This is a genomic window from Micromonospora sp. LOL_013, assembly GCF_048060315.1.
In the GTDB taxonomy this organism is placed as follows: domain Bacteria; phylum Actinomycetota; class Actinomycetes; order Mycobacteriales; family Micromonosporaceae; genus Micromonospora_E.
Window position 1 is genome coordinate 128879 of the sequence record NZ_JBHMIQ010000002.1, and the last position, 15656, is coordinate 144534.

14 protein-coding genes are annotated in these 15656 nt (G+C 71.6%); 5 read left to right on the forward strand and 9 right to left on the reverse strand.

Annotated elements, in window-relative coordinates; genetic code table 11:
* Positions 1–56: 56 nt before the first annotated feature.
* Complete coding sequence (glnA, locus tag ACFHWS_RS02440) at positions 57–1481, reverse strand: type I glutamate--ammonia ligase (RefSeq protein ID WP_416551467.1); 1425 nt, start codon at positions 1479–1481, stop codon at positions 57–59.
* Positions 1482–1741: 260 nt separating this feature from the next.
* Here glnA and ACFHWS_RS02445 point away from each other — a divergent pair, with 260 nt between their 5' ends.
* Positions 1742–2083 (forward strand): RDD family protein, encoded by a 342-nt coding sequence (locus ACFHWS_RS02445; RefSeq protein WP_416567568.1) that lies wholly within the window; start codon positions 1742–1744, stop codon positions 2081–2083.
* Between the two features lie 60 nt (positions 2084–2143).
* Here the strand turns inward: ACFHWS_RS02445 and ACFHWS_RS02450 are convergent, their stop codons facing one another.
* From ACFHWS_RS02450 to ACFHWS_RS02465, 4 genes are all read right to left on the reverse strand, one after another.
* Positions 2144–2833 carry a DUF4191 domain-containing protein gene (locus tag ACFHWS_RS02450; protein ID WP_416551469.1) on the reverse strand — a complete coding sequence of 230 codons (690 nt, stop codon included), beginning with the start codon at positions 2831–2833 and terminating at the stop codon, positions 2144–2146.
* Positions 2834–2877: 44 nt separating this feature from the next.
* Positions 2878–3819: a lipoyl synthase gene (lipA, locus tag ACFHWS_RS02455; protein ID WP_416567544.1), complete on the reverse strand. Its 942-nt coding sequence runs from the start codon at positions 3817–3819 to the stop codon at positions 2878–2880.
* Between the two features lie 122 nt (positions 3820–3941).
* On the reverse strand, positions 3942–4583 hold the full coding sequence (gene lipB / locus ACFHWS_RS02460) for a lipoyl(octanoyl) transferase LipB (RefSeq protein ID WP_416551473.1): 642 nt from the start codon (positions 4581–4583) through the stop codon (positions 3942–3944).
* A 51-nt stretch (positions 4584–4634) separates the two neighbouring features.
* The gene (locus ACFHWS_RS02465) at positions 4635–6548 is read right to left on the reverse strand and encodes a DUF2079 domain-containing protein (protein ID WP_416551475.1); all 1914 of its coding nucleotides are present in this window, start codon (positions 6546–6548) and stop codon (positions 4635–4637) included.
* 116 nt (positions 6549–6664) lie between these two features.
* Here ACFHWS_RS02465 and ACFHWS_RS02470 point away from each other — a divergent pair, with 116 nt between their 5' ends.
* From ACFHWS_RS02470 to ACFHWS_RS02480, 3 genes are read left to right on the forward strand one after another with little or no spacing between them, the layout of a single operon-like run.
* The gene (locus ACFHWS_RS02470; protein WP_416551477.1) at positions 6665–7642 is read left to right on the forward strand and encodes an ATP-binding protein; all 978 of its coding nucleotides are present in this window, start codon (positions 6665–6667) and stop codon (positions 7640–7642) included.
* 21 nt (positions 7643–7663) lie between these two features.
* Positions 7664–8056: an SCO5389 family protein gene (locus tag ACFHWS_RS02475; RefSeq protein WP_416551479.1), complete on the forward strand. Its 393-nt coding sequence runs from the start codon at positions 7664–7666 to the stop codon at positions 8054–8056.
* Complete coding sequence (locus ACFHWS_RS02480; protein WP_416551481.1) at positions 8046–9068, forward strand: LLM class flavin-dependent oxidoreductase; 1023 nt, start codon at positions 8046–8048, stop codon at positions 9066–9068. The genes ACFHWS_RS02475 and ACFHWS_RS02480 overlap by 11 nt, the downstream gene beginning before the upstream one ends.
* 44 nt (positions 9069–9112) lie before the next feature.
* On the opposite strand, the gene ACFHWS_RS02485 is transcribed toward ACFHWS_RS02480, so the two are convergent.
* From ACFHWS_RS02485 to lpdA, 3 genes are all read right to left on the reverse strand, one after another.
* Positions 9113–10015 carry a TIGR01777 family oxidoreductase gene (locus ACFHWS_RS02485; protein ID WP_416567545.1) on the reverse strand — a complete coding sequence of 301 codons (903 nt, stop codon included), beginning with the start codon at positions 10013–10015 and terminating at the stop codon, positions 9113–9115.
* A 135-nt stretch (positions 10016–10150) separates the two neighbouring features.
* Positions 10151–11977 carry a 2-oxoglutarate dehydrogenase, E2 component, dihydrolipoamide succinyltransferase gene (gene sucB, locus ACFHWS_RS02490; protein WP_416567546.1) on the reverse strand — a complete coding sequence of 609 codons (1827 nt, stop codon included), beginning with the start codon at positions 11975–11977 and terminating at the stop codon, positions 10151–10153.
* A gap of 19 nt (positions 11978–11996) precedes the next feature.
* Entirely contained in the window at positions 11997–13385 is a 1389-nt protein-coding gene (gene lpdA / locus ACFHWS_RS02495) for a dihydrolipoyl dehydrogenase (protein ID WP_416567547.1), read from the reverse strand.
* Positions 13386–13642: 257 nt separating this feature from the next.
* Between lpdA and ACFHWS_RS02500 the strand changes: the two genes are divergently transcribed.
* The gene (locus ACFHWS_RS02500; RefSeq protein WP_278170383.1) at positions 13643–13978 is read left to right on the forward strand and encodes a hypothetical protein; all 336 of its coding nucleotides are present in this window, start codon (positions 13643–13645) and stop codon (positions 13976–13978) included.
* Between the two features lie 57 nt (positions 13979–14035).
* Here the strand turns inward: ACFHWS_RS02500 and ACFHWS_RS02505 are convergent, their stop codons facing one another.
* Entirely contained in the window at positions 14036–15625 is a 1590-nt protein-coding gene (locus ACFHWS_RS02505; protein ID WP_416551490.1) for a leucyl aminopeptidase, read from the reverse strand.
* Positions 15626–15656 lie beyond the last annotated feature (31 nt).

Consider the following 15656-nt stretch of genomic DNA (forward strand, 5'->3'; position numbering starts at 1 on the left):
CGAGCCGAGGCCCGCCCCCACCGCCGTCGTCCAGTGCTGGACCGGCGCGGCCGGAATCAGCAGTCGAAGTACATTGCGAACTCGTGCGGGGTCGGCCGCAGGCGGACCGGGTCGACCTCGTTGGACCGCTTCCAGTCGATCCAGGTGGAGACGAGGTCCGGCGTGAAGACCCCACCCTCAAGCAGGAAGTCGTGGTCGGCCTCCAGCGAGTCCAGCACGGCCGGCAGCGAACCCGGCACCTGCTTGACGTTGCCCCACTCCTCCGGCGGCAGGTCGTACAGGTCCTTGTCGATTGGCTCCGGCGGCTCGATCTTGGTCTTGATGCCGTCCAGACCGGCCATCAGCATGGCCGAGAAGGCCAGGTAGACGTTGGCCGACGGGTCCGGCACCCGGAACTCGACCCGCTTGGCCTTGCCGTTGCTGCCGGTAACCGGGATGCGGGTGCAGGCGGACCGGTTGCGCTGCGAGTACACCAGGTTGACCGGTGCCTCGAAGCCGGGCACCAGCCGGCGGTACGAGTTGACCGTCGGGTTGGTGAAGGCCAGCAGCGACGGCGCGTGGTGCAGCAGACCGCCGATGTACCAGCGGGCGGTGTCCGACAGGCCGGCGTAGCCGGTCTCGTCGTAGAACAGCGGCTCACCATTGAGCCACAGACTCTGGTGGGTGTGCATGCCGGAGCCGTTGTCGCCGAACAGCGGCTTCGGCATGAAGGTCGCCGTCTTGCCGCTGGCCCAGGCGGTGTTCTTCACGATGTACTTGAACAGCTGCAGCTGGTCGCCGGCGTGCAGCAGGGTGGAGAACTTGTAGTTGATTTCGGCCTGGCCGGCGGTGCCGACCTCGTGGTGCGACCGCTCCACGGTGAAGCCGGTGTCGATCAGCTTGCGGACGATCTTGTCACGCAGGTCGGCGTAGTGGTCGACCGGTGGCACCGGGAAGTAGCCGCCCTTGTAGTTGGTCTTGTACCCGCGGTTGCCGCCCTCTTCCTCGCGACCGCTGTTCCACCAGCCCTCAATCGAGTCGATGTAGTAGTAGGCCTGGTTCGCGGAGGTCTCGTGGCGGATCGAGTCGAAGATGTAGAACTCCGCCTCGGGCCCGAAGTAGGCGGTGTCGGCGATGCCGCTCGCCGCCAGGTAGGCCTCCGCCTTCTTGGCCACGTTGCGCGGGTCCCGGGAGTACGGCTCCCGGGTGAACGGGTCGTGGATGAAGAAGTTGAGCGCCAGCGTCTTCTCGATCCGGAACGGGTCGATGAAGGCGGTGGCGACATCCGGCAGCAGCAGCATGTCCGACTCGTGGATCGCCTGGAAACCACGGATCGAAGACCCGTCGAAGGCGAGGCCGGTGGTGAAAATGTCCTCGTCGACCGACTCGACCGGCAAGTTGAAGTGCTGCATCACGCCGGGCAGGTCACAGAAGCGTACGTCGACGAATTTCACGCCCTCGTCTTTGAGGTACCGCAGTAGTTCCTCGGGATTGGCGAACACACGTCCTCCTGGCACGTCGCACTGATGGCTATGCTGGTCGCGACGCTATGGCCGCAGGGTTGCCCCACCATGTCTCTAATGTTTCCGCCGTGTTACGTCCGGTGCGGAGCGTGATCCCGACCAATCGTCCCCCGCAGGATACGGCAGACGGCCCAGACTAGTCTGGCCGTTCGTGGGTATCGGGAGGGGGCAGCGTGGCGGCAAGCGCAAATGCGGCTGCGGGTGGAGCGACCGGTGGCCCGGCGGGGCAGGGTGACGAGGTGCCGAGTCTGCTACGACGAACCGGCGCTCTGGTGATTGATTGGCTACTTTGTGTGCTAATCTCCAGCCTTTTCGCCGACCCGGCCCGCTCCGGCTGGCCACCGGTGGTGGTGCTGATCGCCGAGTACGGCTTCTTCCTGGGCCTGTTCGCCCAGACCCCGGGGATGTGGCTGGCCAGGATCCGGTGCGTCTCGGACGCCGACGGCGGCCGGATCGGCGTACCCCGGGCACTGCTGCGCGGACTGCTGCTGGCCCTGGTGATCCCGCCCCTGGTGATGGACGGGCGGCGCGGCCTGCACGACCGGGCCGCCGGATCGGTCGTCGTCGCCGCCCCCCGCTGACCCACGACCGCACCGCCCGGCCCGCGACCCGGGTCGGACCGCAATGGCGGCGACCGCCGGTCAGCGGCCGCGGGTCTGCCGGAAGGCGCCCTTCGGCGGGCGCATGTTCTTCGGAATGGCGCCCTTGGGTATTTGCGGCCGGGCCGACAACGCGGTCAGCCGCTTGTCCAACGCGTTGACGTCCTTGCCGGTCAGGTTGCGCGGCAAGCGCATCAACGTCGTACGCATCTTGCGGATCGACAACTCGCCCTCGTCGGTGCCGATCACGTAGTCGTACAGCGGCGCACTGCCGATCACCTTCGCCAGCCGCCGCTTCTCCTGACCGAGCAGCCCCCGGACCCGCTGTGGGTTGCCCTCGGCGAGCAGGATCACCCCGGGCCGCCCGATCACCAGGTGGACCATGTCCATCTGGGTGGTCGAACTGACCGCCGGCGTCACCCGCCAGTCACCGCGCATGTTCTCCAGCAGCGAGGCCGCCGCACCCGGCTGGCCCTCGGCGACGTTCATCATCGCCGTGTTCGACCGCAGGTTCAGCACGATCAGTACGGCGAGCAGCGCCACCAGGATGCCGACCGGTAGCCACATCCACCCCAAGGCGATCACCACCGGTACGGTGATCGCCAGCGGCAGCACGACGGCGGCCACCGCCAGCGGGACGAACCACTTGTCGCGCTTGGCGGTGAACGAGAACACCATGCCGATCTGCTTCAGCCGCTGGCCGAACGACACCTTCTCCTGGGGTTTCGCCATGCGAGGGAGTCTAGTTGCCGGGGGCGAAGCCGTTCACCGGGCGGTCAGCCGGCCAGCGGCTGGGCCTCGCGCTGGCGCAGCGCCTGCCGGTAGAGCCGGCCGGCGCGGTACGACGAACGCACCAGCGGGCCGCTCATCACCCCGGAAAAGCCGATCTGCTCGGCCTCCTCGCGCAGCTCGACGAACTCCTCCGGCTTGACCCAGCGCTGCACCGGGTGATGCCGCGGCGTCGGGCGCAGATACTGGGTGATGGTGACCAGCTCGCACCCGGCGGCGTGCAGATCGCACAGCGCCTGTGACACCTCGGAGCGCTCCTCGCCGAGGCCGAGGATCAAATTGGACTTGGCCACCAGACCGGCCGTGCGGGCCCGGGTGAGCACCTGGAGCGAGCGCTCGTACCGGAAGGCCGGCCGGATCCGCTTGAAGATCCGGGGCACCGTCTCGACGTTGTGGGCGAGCACCTCCGGTCGGGCGGCGAACACCTCGTCGAGCTGGCCGGCGTCGCCGTTGAAATCCGGGATCAGCAACTCGACGCCGCAGCCGGGCCGCAGTGCGTGAATCTGCCGGACGGTCTCGGCGTACAGCCAGGCACCCCCGTCGGGCAGGTCGTCGCGGGCCACCCCGGTGACCGTGGCGTAGCGCAGATCCATCGCCGCGACCGACTCGCCGACCCGGCGGGGCTCGTCGGCGTCGAACTCGGCCGGTTTGCCGGTGTCGATCTGACAGAAGTCGCAGCGCCGGGTGCACTGGTCCCCACCGATGAGGAAGGTGGCCTCCCGGTCTTCCCAACACTCGTAGATGTTGGGGCAGCCGGCCTCCTGACAGACGGTGTGCAGCCCTTCCCGTTGCACCAGCCCGCGCAGCTCGGTGAACTCGGGCCCCATCCTGGCCTTGACCTTGATCCACGGGGGTTTGCGCTCGATCGGGGTCTCGGCGTTGCGGACCTCCAGGCGCAGCAGGCGTCGTCCCTCCGGAGCAATGGTCACCCTTGCCAGCCTACGCCGGCCGATGCCCGCTCGGGCGGTTGGGCGACCGTGCGGCCGCCGTTCACCGGGTGAGTTGGCTCACCCGAGGCATCGATCGGCCGGCGGACCCGAGAGCTGCCGGCTCACCCGAGCGTGGCCAGGTGCCGTTCGACGACCGGCAGCACCTCGGCGACGGTCACCGGCCGGCCGAGCTCGGCGCTCAGCGAGGTGACGCCGACGTCGCGCAGACCGCACGGCACGATCCGGTCGTACGCCGTCAGGTCCGGATCGCAGTTGATCGCGAAGCCGTGCTGGGTGACCCCGCGGGCGACCCGGATGCCGATCGCCGCCACCTTGCGGGCCGGTCCACGGTCGTCGGCCGGCACCCAGACGCCGCTGTGGTTCGGCCCGTCGAGGCGGGTGGCGGCCAGCCCGAACTCGGCGCAGACGTCGATCAGCAGCTGTTCGACCCGGCGTACGTAGGCGACCACGTCGATCGGTTCCGGCAACCGGACGATGGGGTAGCCGACCAGCTGCCCCGGGCCGTGCCAGGTGATCTTGCCGCCCCGGTTGACGTCCACCACCGGGGTGCCGTCCACCGGGCGGTCCCACGGTTCGGTGCGCTTGCCGGCCGTGTACACGCTCGGGTGCTCCAGCAGGAGCACGGTGTCCGGCTCCTCGCCGGCGACCACGGCGGCGTGCAGTCGACGCTGCTCCTGCCAGGCGATCTGGTAGTCGACGACTCCGGCTCGGACCCCGCGCGCGCGGGGAAGGGTGCTGGTCACGCCGTCCAGCCTAGTCCGTTACCGGTCGGTCGGGCCGGTCCGTGGTCCGGCTCACCAGCCGCCTTCGGGCGCCGGCCAGAGCCAGACGTCGGTGATCCGCTGCGGCGGGCCGAGCAGTTCGGTGGTCGCGGTCAGCAGGGCCTCGGCGTCGACCGGGAACTTCGCCCCGTGCACCTGGTCGGCGAGCACCACCGCCTCGGCGTCCCAGTACCGCAGGTCGGCGCGGGCGGCGGCCCGGTCGGCGTCGGTGATCGGCGGCACCACGCCGGTGCGGGCGACCTCGTGCAGCAGCCCGTCGGTGGCCCGGGGGACCGGTCCGATCCGGCCCCGGCCGTCCGGTCCGCCGGGGCCGAGGAAGAAGCCGGACGGGATGGCGAACTCGCCCTGCCGGTGCGCGAACGCGTACGCCTGCCAGCGTTGACCGTCGGGGAGCACGTCGAGGGTGAACGGCACCGGGGCGAGCACCCCGCCCCGGCTGACGTGGTCGCGCCAGGCACCGGAGGTGATGAAGTCCGGGATCGGCTCCCGTTCGATGGTGAGCAGACTGGCCGGGGTCAGCGGCAGCAGCGCCGCAGCGAACGCTGCTGCCCACCACCGGCCGTACCGCGCCTGCCCGGCCGCCCGACGGGTGAGTAGCAGGCTCAGTGTCAGCGCCAGCAGGATGCCGATGACCGGGGTGACCACCATGGCCAGCCGGGCCGGCAGCGCGGCGTTGAACACCGGTGCGCCGGCCAACGGGGCGTACGGCAGCGGGATGTCGGTGATCGTCCCGCCGATCTTCAGTCGGGGGCCGAGGGATAGCACCGCGAACAGTGCGGCGGTGACGGCGAGGGCCCGCAGCGTGGCCCGGCGGCCGGGATCGGCGGCCCGCCAGAGCAGCACCAGGCAGCCGACGGTCAACATCAGCAGCGGTACGCCGAAGAAGCTGTTCTCCTCGGTCTCGTTCGGCGCCAGCCCGGTGCCCAGCCCGGCGACACCGGCGAGCGAGCGTTCTGGGAACGCCCCGTAGGCGAGGATGTCCTCGCTGTGCACCCGGGCGTCGAAACCGGTGCCGTGGAACACCTGCGGGCCGAAGAAGTGCAACCACAACGGGTACGCCAACAGTGCGGTCGCCGCGACCGCAGTGAGCGCTAGGCCGCGCAGCAGTCGGGGGAGCGCGTCGCGGACCTCGGCGGCGCGGCTGCGGTCCAGCGCCGAGACGCCGAGGAACACGCCGCAGGCCAGGGCGGTGAAGAACAGGCCCTCGGCGGCGATCGAGAAGGCCGCCGCGACGAGCGGGCCGAGGATCAGGCCGTTGCGCACCCAGCCGCCCCGGTCCAGCGGCCGCGCCCCGGGGCGCCCACGCAGCGCGAGGACCCGCCAGACGATGATCGGCACCAGCCAGCCGGCGGTCCAGTTGAGGTGGGCGTTGGCGTGCGACACCATCGCCGGCGCGAAGCCGCAGAACAGTCCGCCGACGGCGGCCGCCAGCCGGGACGGCACGAACGGCGCGCCGTTGTCGCCGGTGGGCAGCCGGGACAGCAGCCAGTACCAGGCGAAAGCGGTGCCGGCCAGGTTGAGGGTGAGGATGACCAGGAAGGTCGCCGGTGGCCCGATCAGGAAGGTCAGCGGCGCGAACAGCACCGCGTACACGGTGATCGAGGTGTTGACCGCGAGATTCACCCCGTCGGGGGCGTTGAGCAGGTACGTGAACAACGGGTTCTCGCCGTGGGTCAGCGCGTACGCCCCATAGCCGAGTAGCCACTCGAACAGCGCCTGGTCGCTGGAGTTGACGGTGATCGCCCGGCTGTCCGGCCCGGCCCACAGCCCGCTGGTGACCCAGCCGGCGAGGGCCACCGCGACCACCGCGACGACCAGGTCGGCGCGCCGGCGGGCCGGGCCGCCGGCCCGGCCCGGTGGACGGCCGCTGGTCACCGGCCGGTCGGTCGCGGCGCTGTCGGGCAGTGGGGACGGAGCGGTCGGCACCGGCGGAGAGTACCAATTTCGCCCGACACGCCCGTGCCGTACCTAGGCTTGACGAAGTTATTGGAAATGACTTCCAATGTACGCGTACCTGTTGAGTTGTTTGGGAGAGATCCACGGTGAAGATCTGTTTTGTCGGTAAGGGTGGCAGCGGCAAGACCACCCTGGCGGCCCTGTTCGCCCGCCACCTCGCGGCCACCCCGGTCGGCGTCGATGGTGCGCCGCCGCTGCTGGCGGTCGACGCCGACATCAACCAGCATCTCGCCGCGGCCCTCGGCGCCAGCGACGACGAGGCGGTGCTGCTGCCGGCGCTGGGCGACCACCTGGCCGACATCAAGGAGTACCTGCGCGGCGACAATTCCCGGATCAGCTCGGCCGCGGCGATGGTCAAGACCACCCCGCCCGGACGTGGCTCGCGGCTGCTCACCGTCGCCGGGGTCAACCGGATCTACGACGCGCTGGTCCGCGAGGTGGCCGGCATTCGGCTCGCCGTGACCGGGCCGTTCGCCACCGACGATCTCGGTGTCGCCTGCTACCACTCCAAGGTCGGCGCGGTGGAACTGCTGCTCAACCACCTGGTCGACGGCGCCGGCGAGTACGTGGTCGTCGACATGACCGCCGGGGCCGACTCGTTCGCTTCCGGGCTGTTCACCCGGTTCGACACCACCTTTCTGGTTTGCGAGCCCACGGTGCGCAGCGTCGGCGTCTACCGGCAGTACGTCGGGTACGCCCGCGACTACGGCGTACGCGTGCACGTGATCGGCAACAAGATCGACGACGAGTCGGACGTGGACTTCCTGCGCGAGCACGTCGGCGCTGACCTGCTGACCTGGATCGGCCGGTCGGCCTTTGTCAAGGCGGCCGAGCGGGGTCGACACCAGCCGATCACCGCGATGGAGCCGGCGAACCGTGACGCGCTGGACACGATGCGTGCGGCCGTCGATGCTTGTGGCAAGGACTGGGCCAGCTACACCCGGCAGGCGGTGGAGTTCCACCTGCGTAACGCCGCCGCCTGGGCCAACGACCGGGTCGGCGAGAACCTCGCCGACCAGGTCGACCCGGAGTTCGTACTCGGGCCAGATCTGCTGGTCCGCTGACCGTCAGCGTGAGGAGAAAGCATGTCCCTCGACGTACCCGCCGCCCTGCTGGAGCGGGCCGAAGCCGGCCGGATCGACGATGCTGAGTTCGTCGACTGCGTACGCCAGTCCCTGCCGTACGCCTGGTCGGTGGTGTCCCAGGTGGCCGCCGAGGCCCAGGGCGGCACGGCCGAGTTCGCCGACCACGCGGTGCCGCCTCCCAGCGAGGCCGAGCGTGGCCAACTGCTGCGGGCGCTGGCCAGCGACGCGATCCGGGGCGGCCTGGAGCGGCACTTCGGCGTCAAGTTCGCCTTCCAGAACTGCCACCGGGTGGCCGCCTTCAAACTCTCCGCCGTCGGCGGTGAGACCTACCAGGAGTTCATCTCCCCGGTGGCCCAGCTGCGCAACCAGTCACCCGAGCTGCGTGACTGCTGATCCGACCACCGCGCCGGTGGCCGGCGACCTGAACCGGCCGGCAGTGGACCTGTTCCTGCTGGCGGCACACGGTCTGCCGGCCACCGTCGACTACGCGCGCGCCGCCGAGGCAGCCGGCCTCGGCGGCGTGTGGCTGGCCGAACACCACTTCGTCTCGTACGGGCAGTGCCCGTCGGCCACCACCCTCGCCGGCTACCTGCTCGGCGCCACCCGTCGGATCGCCGTCGGCACCGCGGCGGCCGTACTGTCCAACCGGCATCCGGTCGCGCTCGCCGAGGAGACGGTCCTGCTGGACACGGTCTCCGCCGGCCGGTTCCGGCTCGGGGTCGCCCGCGGTGGTCCCTGGGTGGATCTGGAGGTCTTCGGTACCGGCCTGGACCGGTACCGGGACGGCTTCGCCGAGTCGCTGGACCTGCTGGGGTGCTGGCTCTCCGGCGCGGCGACGGTCGGGGCCGACGGCGGGTTCTTCACGTTCCGCGACGTGCCGGTGGTGCCCCGACCGGCCCGCCCGATCCCGGTCTGGGTGGCGGCGACCTCGTCGGCGACGGTCGACCTCGCGGCCGCCCGAGGGCATCCGCTGCTGCTCGGGGTGCACGACGACGACGCGGCGAAGGCCGCCACGCTGGCCCGGTACGCCGACGTCGCCGCCGCCAACGGGCACGACCCGGCCGTCGTGCCGCACGCCTCGGTGCATCTGATCGGGCTCGCCGACTCCCGGGCCGCCGCCGAGCGTCAGCTTCGCCGGACCCTGCCACCCTGGCTGGCCACCACCCGGGAGTACGTCCGGATCGACGGCTCGTCGCCGGCCCACCGGGACCTCGACGGCTACGCCGAGCGCCTGCTGCGAATCCACCCACTGGGCAGCGCGGCCGAGTGCGCCGCGCGGCTCGCCGCCAGCGCGGCGACCGTCGGCGCCCACCGGCTGGTGCTGATGGTCGAGGGCGCCGGCCCGGCCGGCACCGGCGACCTGATCACCGCCATCGGCACCGATCTGCTTCCGGCCCTGCTCTGACCGGTCCGGAGCTCTGACCGGTCCGGAAGCCACCCGGTGCGAGGTCACGCCTGCGTCAGGGCGGCGTGCAGCGCGTCCGGCAGGTCCGGGTACCGGTAGGTGAACCCGGCCTCGGTCAGCGCCCCAGGCAACACCCGGGAGGACCGCAGCGCCTCGGTGGCGAACTCGCCCAGCGCCACGTGCAACGCGAACGCCGGGATCGGCAGCACCGCCGGTCGGTGCACCGCCGCCCCGAGCGCCTTGCCGAACGCCGCGTTGGTCACCGGCGCCGGCCCGACCACGTTGACCGGGCCGGAGATGTCATCGTGATCCAGCAGGAAGGTCACCGCCCGCAGCCAGTCCTGCATGGCGATCCACGGCACCCACTGCCGCCCGCTGCCGAGCTTGCCGCCCAGGCCGAGCCGGAACGGCAGCAGCTGCGGCTTGAGCAGACCGCCGTCGCGGTGCAACGGCAGACCGGTGCGCAGCCGGACCACCCGTACGCCGGCGTTCTCGGCCGGCCCGGTGGCCGCCTCCCAGACCCGGGCCACGTCGGCCAGGAAACCCTCACCGGCCGGGGCGTTCTCCTCGACCGGCTGGTCGCCGGTGTCGCCGTACCAGCCGACCGCTGACGAGTTCAGCAGCACCGCCGGTCGGTCCGCTGCCGCAAGCCCGGCCATCGCGGTGGCCAGCGTGGTGGTGCTGTCCACCCGGCTGGACCGGATCAACGCCTTGTAACCGTCGGTCCAACGCTTGTCGCCGACCCCGGCACCGGCCAGGTTGATCACCGCGTCGATGCCGGTGAACACCGCCGGGTCGAGCTGCCCGGCCGACGGCGACCAGCTGAACTCCGCCGGCCCGCGCGCCGGCCGGCGGACCAGTTGTACGGTCTCGTGTCCGCAGCTGTGCAAGTGGTCGGTCAGTCTGGTGCCGAGGAAGCCGGACGCGCCGGCCAGCAGGATGCGCATGCGGACATCTTCGCTGATCGCGGTGGTGCCGGATGCGGACCACCGCCATCCGGTGCAAAACGGCGGTGGGTGCCGGCCGGGATCGGCCGGCACCCACCGCTACGGCAACCGGGGTCGCTCTGTCGTGGAACGCCGTCAGGACAGGCCGAGCTCGCCTTCGAACGCGCCGGCCTCCAGCCGCTCCTTGACCGCGCTGAGGAACCGGGCGGCGTCCGCGCCGTCGACCAGCCGGTGGTCGTAGGACAGCGCCAGGAAGACCATCGACCGGGGTGCGATGATCTCGCCGAGCTCCGGGTCGTCGACCACGGCGGCGCGTTTCACCACCGCTCCGGTGCCGAGGATGGCGGCCTGCGGCAACGGCACGATCGGGGTGTCGAACAGTGCCCCCCGGCTGCCGGTGTTGGTCAGCGTGAAGGTGGCACCGGACAACTCGTCGGGCCCGATCTTGTTGGTCCGGGTCCGCTCGGCCACGTCGGCGATCCGCCGCGCCAGCCCACCGAGGTTGAGGTCGCCGGCGTCACGGATCACCGGCACCAGCAGACCCCGCTCGGTGTCCACCGCCACGCCGAGGTGCTCCCCGTCGGGGTAGGTGATCGTGCCGGCCTGCATGTCGATGGAGGCGTTCACCACCGGGTAGGTGCGCAGTGCCTCCACCGCCGCCAGCGCGAAGAACGGCAGGAACGACAGCTTGACGCCGTGCTTGGCCTGGAAGTCACCCTTGACCCGGGCCCGCAACCGGGCGATCTTGGTCACGTCGACCTCGACGACCGTGGTCAGCTGCGCCGAGCTCTGCAGCGACTCGTGCATCCGCTTGGCGATGACCGTCCGGGTCCGGCTCATCTTCTCGGTCCGGCCCCGCAGCGGGCTGGGCTGTGCCTTCGCCGCCGTCGGTGCCGCGGCCGGTGCCGCCGGCTTGGCCTGTTCGGCCTTGGCCCGCTCGGCGGCGGCCCGCGCCTGTTCGGCCGCGGTCAGCACGTCCTGTTTGCGGATCCGCCCGCCGACCCCGGTGCCGCGCACCGAGGCCAGGTCGACCCCCTGCTCGGCGGCGAGCTTGCGGACCAGCGGGGTGACGTAACCGCCGTCACCGTTGGCGCTGGCCGGCGGGGCCGCCGGTGCGCTCTGCTGTGCCGGTGCTGCGGCCTGCGTGGCCTGCGCCGGAGCGGCGGACTCGGCGGCCGGGGCCGGGCTGGCGTACGACGCACCCGGCTGGGCCGGCGCGGGAGCGGCCGGCTCCGGCTGGGCCGCCGGCGTCGGTTGGGCGGGTTGGGCCTGCGGCGTGGCGGCCGGCTCCGATGCGGCGGCCGGCTCCGGCGCCGCCGGAGCCGAGGCCCCGCCCGGGCTGCCGACCAGTGCCAGTTCGGCACCGACGTCGGCGGTGTCGTCCTCCGGCACCTTGATCTCCAGCAGCGTCCCCGCGACCGGCGACGGGATCTCGGTGTCGACCTTGTCGGTGGAGACCTCCAGCAGCGGTTCGTCGACCTCCACGGAGTCACCGACCTGCTTGAGCCAGCGGGTGACGGTGCCCTCGGTGACGCTCTCGCCGAGAGCCGGCATCCGGACCGCGGTGGCGTCGCCACCGGCCGTCGGTGGGGCGCTGTCGGCCGCCGGCTGGGCCGGCTCCGGCTCGGCCGGCTGTTCCTGCGGCGCGCCAGCGGTGGGCTCGGCGGGGGCGGTCTGCCCACCGTCGTCCTGTCCACCGTCGTCCTGCTGGCCGCCGTCCTCCTGACCGCCGGAGATGACCGCGAGTTCGCTGCCCACCTCGGCGGTCTCGTCCTCGCTCACCACGATCCGGGTGAGCACCCCGGCCGCAGGCGACGGGATCTCGGTGTCGACCTTGTCGGTGGAGACCTCCAGCAGCGGTTCGTCGACCTCGACCCGGTCGCCTTCCTGCTTCAACCAGCGGGTGACGGTGCCCTCGGTGACGCTCTCGCCGAGCCGGGGCATGGTGACCGATACCGGCATATCTACAAGACTCCTCTAGTCAGGCGTGTGCGTGCAGCGGCTTGCCGGCCAGGGCCAGGTGGGCCTCGCCCAGCGCCTCGCCCTGGGTCGGGTGGGCGTGTACGAGTGGTGCGACGTCGGCCGGGTCGGCCTCCCAGTTGTAGATCAACTGCGCCTCGCCGATCAGCTCGCCGACCCGGGCACCGACCAGGTGCAGTCCCACGACCGGGCCGTCGACGACCCGGACCAGCTTGACGAAGCCGGTCGTCCTGAGGATCTGGCTCTTGCCGTTGCCGCCGAGGTTGTAGTTGTAGGTCTTGACCTTGTCGGCCCCGTACTGCTCCTTGGCCTTCGCCTCGGTCAGCCCGACCGACGCGAGCTCCGGGTCCGAGTAGGTGACCCGGGGGATGCCGCTCTCGTCGATCACCGCTGGGCTGCGGCCGGCGATCTCCTCGGCGACGAAGATGCCCTGCTGGAAGCCGCGGTGGGCCAGCTGCAGGCCGGGCACGATGTCGCCCACGGCGTAGACGTTCGGCAGGTTGGTCCGCAGCCGCTCGTCGGTCAACACGAAGCCACGGTCCATCTTCAGACCCTGCTCTTCGTACCCGAGGTCGGCGGTGACCGGCCCACGCCCGACGGCGACCAGCAGCAGCTCGGCCTCCAGGGTCTCGCCACCGGCGATCGTCATCCGGACGCCGGACTCGGTGCGCTCGACCTTCTCGAACGGCTTGCCGGTCTTGAACCCGATGCCGCGCTTGCGGAACGCCCGCTCCAGCGCCTTGGACGACTCCTCGTCCTCGGCGGCGACCAGCCGGGGCAGCGCCTCGACGATGGTCACGTCGACGCCGAAGGAGCGCCAGACGCTGGCGAACTCGACACCGATCACCCCGCCGCCGAGCACGATCGCCGACGACGGCACCCGGTCCAGCTCCAGCGCGTGCTCGCTGGTCAGGATCCGCTCGCCGTCGACCTCGATGCCGGGCAGGCTGCGCGAGTAGGACCCGGTGGCCAGGATCACGTTGCGGCCGGTGTACCGGGCCCCGTCGACCTCGACGGTGTCCGGGCCGACCAGCCGGCCGGTGCCCGCCACGTAGGTGATCTTCGAAGACTTGATCATGCCCTGCAGGCCCTTGTACAGCCGGCCGACCACGCCGTCCTTGTAACTGTTCACTCCGGCCATGTCGATGCCGACCAGGTCCGCCTTGACGCCGAACTGCTCGGACTCGCGCGCGTTGTCGGCCACTTCGGCGGCGTGCAGCAGCGCCTTGGTGGGGATGCAGCCACGGTGCAGGCAGGTGCCACCGACCTTGTCCTTCTCGATCAGGGCTACCGACAAATCGAGTTGTACGGCGCGCAGGGCAGCCGCGTAGCCTCCACTACCGCCGCCGAGGATGACCAGGTCGAAGGTCCCGCCGTTCGGCTCACTCACAGTTCACTCCCAGGTCACGTCGCTGCACAGGAGGGCCGTCCCCCGCGTCGTCCCATGGAACGGGCAGACTTTCCCCGGCCATCTTGTCACTTGTAGTGTCTGAACGCTCAACGAGGTGCCCAAGGACACGTGGTCGCAACGTAGGCTTGCCCTGTCCGTCTATGCGCGCGGGCGTGGGACAGCCGGGCCGGCCCGACCGCACCAGGCCGCCCGGCCGGCACCTGCGCGGTCTTGTCAGCTGGGGGAGGGGAACGCCGGTGGCGTGGTTTCGTCGGCGCAAGCAGTCGAGCGGGGCACCGGGAGGCCGGCCGGCGAACCGGGCCGATCTCGACCATCTCGAGGAGTTCGTCCGCAGCCGCCGCGGGGTCGAGGCGTTCATCGAGCCCCGGACCACGGTTACCGAGACGACGGTGATGCTCATCGCGTACGACGGTGAGTGGACCCGTCGTCGGGTCGACGGCCCGGACACCGCCCGTCGCTTCGCGCACAAGATGGCCATCCCGATCTACGACGTGGCGCTGGTCGGTTACCCGCAGCGGATGCGGGACTTCAACGAACGGCGCAAGCGGGCCGACCGGGCCGACCGGGGCTGACGTCCCCGCGTGGGTCGGGTGCCGGCCGGCACCCGACCCGCGTCGGGCTGTGACGGGTCAGCCGTTGGCCGCGATGTCCTGCACCAGGTGCACCAGCGTGCGCACCGGTACGCCGGTGCCGCCCTTGCTCCAGTAGCCGAACGGCTCGCCGGAGTGGTAGGCCGGGCCGGCGACGTCGAGGTGCGCCCAGGCGACCCCCTCGCTGACGAACTCGCGGAGGAACACCCCGCCCTGCAGCATGTGGCCGGCCCGGTCCATCGCCGAGTTCACCTGGCTGATGTCCGCCACCTCCGACTCCATGCCCTTGCGGACGTCGTCGGGCAGCGGCATCGGCCAGGCCGGCTCACCCACCGCGTCCCCGCCGGCCCGTACCCGGGCACACAGCTCGTCGCTGCCCATCACCCCGGCCATCCGCTTGCCCAGCGCGACCACCTGACCGCCGGTCAGCGTCGAGGTCTCGAGCAGGTAGTCGCAGCCGTCCGCGCAGGCCCGGGCCATCGCGTCGGCGAGCACCATCCGGCCCTCGGCGTCGGTGTTGAGCACCTCCACCCGCTTGCCGTCGAACATAGTCACCACATCGCCGGGCCGGTACGCCATACCCGACGGCATGTTCTCCGCCATCGGCAGGTACGCGGTGACCGGCACCGACGGCCGCAGCGCGGCGATCGCCAGCATCGCCGCCCCGACGGCGGCCGCGCCGGCCATGTCCGACTTCATCTCCCACATGCCCTGCGCCGGCTTGATCGACACTCCGCCGGTGTCGAAGGTGATGCCCTTGCCGACCAGCGCGACCCGTGGGGCGTCCGGGGCCGCCTCCGGCGGGGTATAGGAGAGGATCACCAGCCGGGGTGGTGCGGCCGAGCCGCCGCCCACGGCGAGGATCCCGCCGTAGCCCCCGTCGACCAGCGCCTGCTCGTCCAGCACCTGCACGGTCAGCCCGGCGGCGACCGCAGCGTCCCGTACCGAATCGGCGAACGCCGGTGGCCGCAGCTCGTTCGGCGGGGTGTTCACCCAGTCCCGGCAGGCGATCACCGCCGCGGCGACCGCCTCCGCCCGGGCCACCTCGGCCCGCACCGCGGGGTCGGCGGCGTCGGTGACGTGCAGGGCGATCGAGGCGACCGGTGCCCGTCGACCCGGCTGCGGCCGGGTCTTGTAGCCGGCGAACCGGTAGCTACCGAGCAGCGCGCCCTCGGCGACCGCGCGCAGTGCCGCCGGTCCGTCCGCGTCATCCGGGACCGGCAGCGCCACGGCGACCCGCGAGGTGCCGGCGAGCGCCCGTACCGCCGCGCCGGTGGCCCGGCGCAGCGTCTCCGGGGCGGGTGCCGCGCCGGTCGGCTCCGGACCCAGCCCGACTGCGACCAGCAGCGGCGGCCCGACCGTACCGAGCGTGGCCAGCTTGATCACTTCGCCGGCGGCTCCGGTGGCGCCGAGTAGACTAAGGGTCTCGGTCAGTCGACCCTCGAACGCGACCGCGATGCTCTCCGCCCCGGTCGCCAGCAGCAGGGCGGGCGTCGTGCCCGGCGCGCCGTCCGCCGCCTGGTCTGCGTCCGGCTGGTCCTGACTGTGTACGCCGATCACCAGCGCGTCCACGGCCAGCTCAGCGGGGTCGGTGTCGACCAGGTCCAGGGTTGTGGTGGTTGATGTCACTCGGCATCTCCGGGCAGCTGGGCCGGTCGCC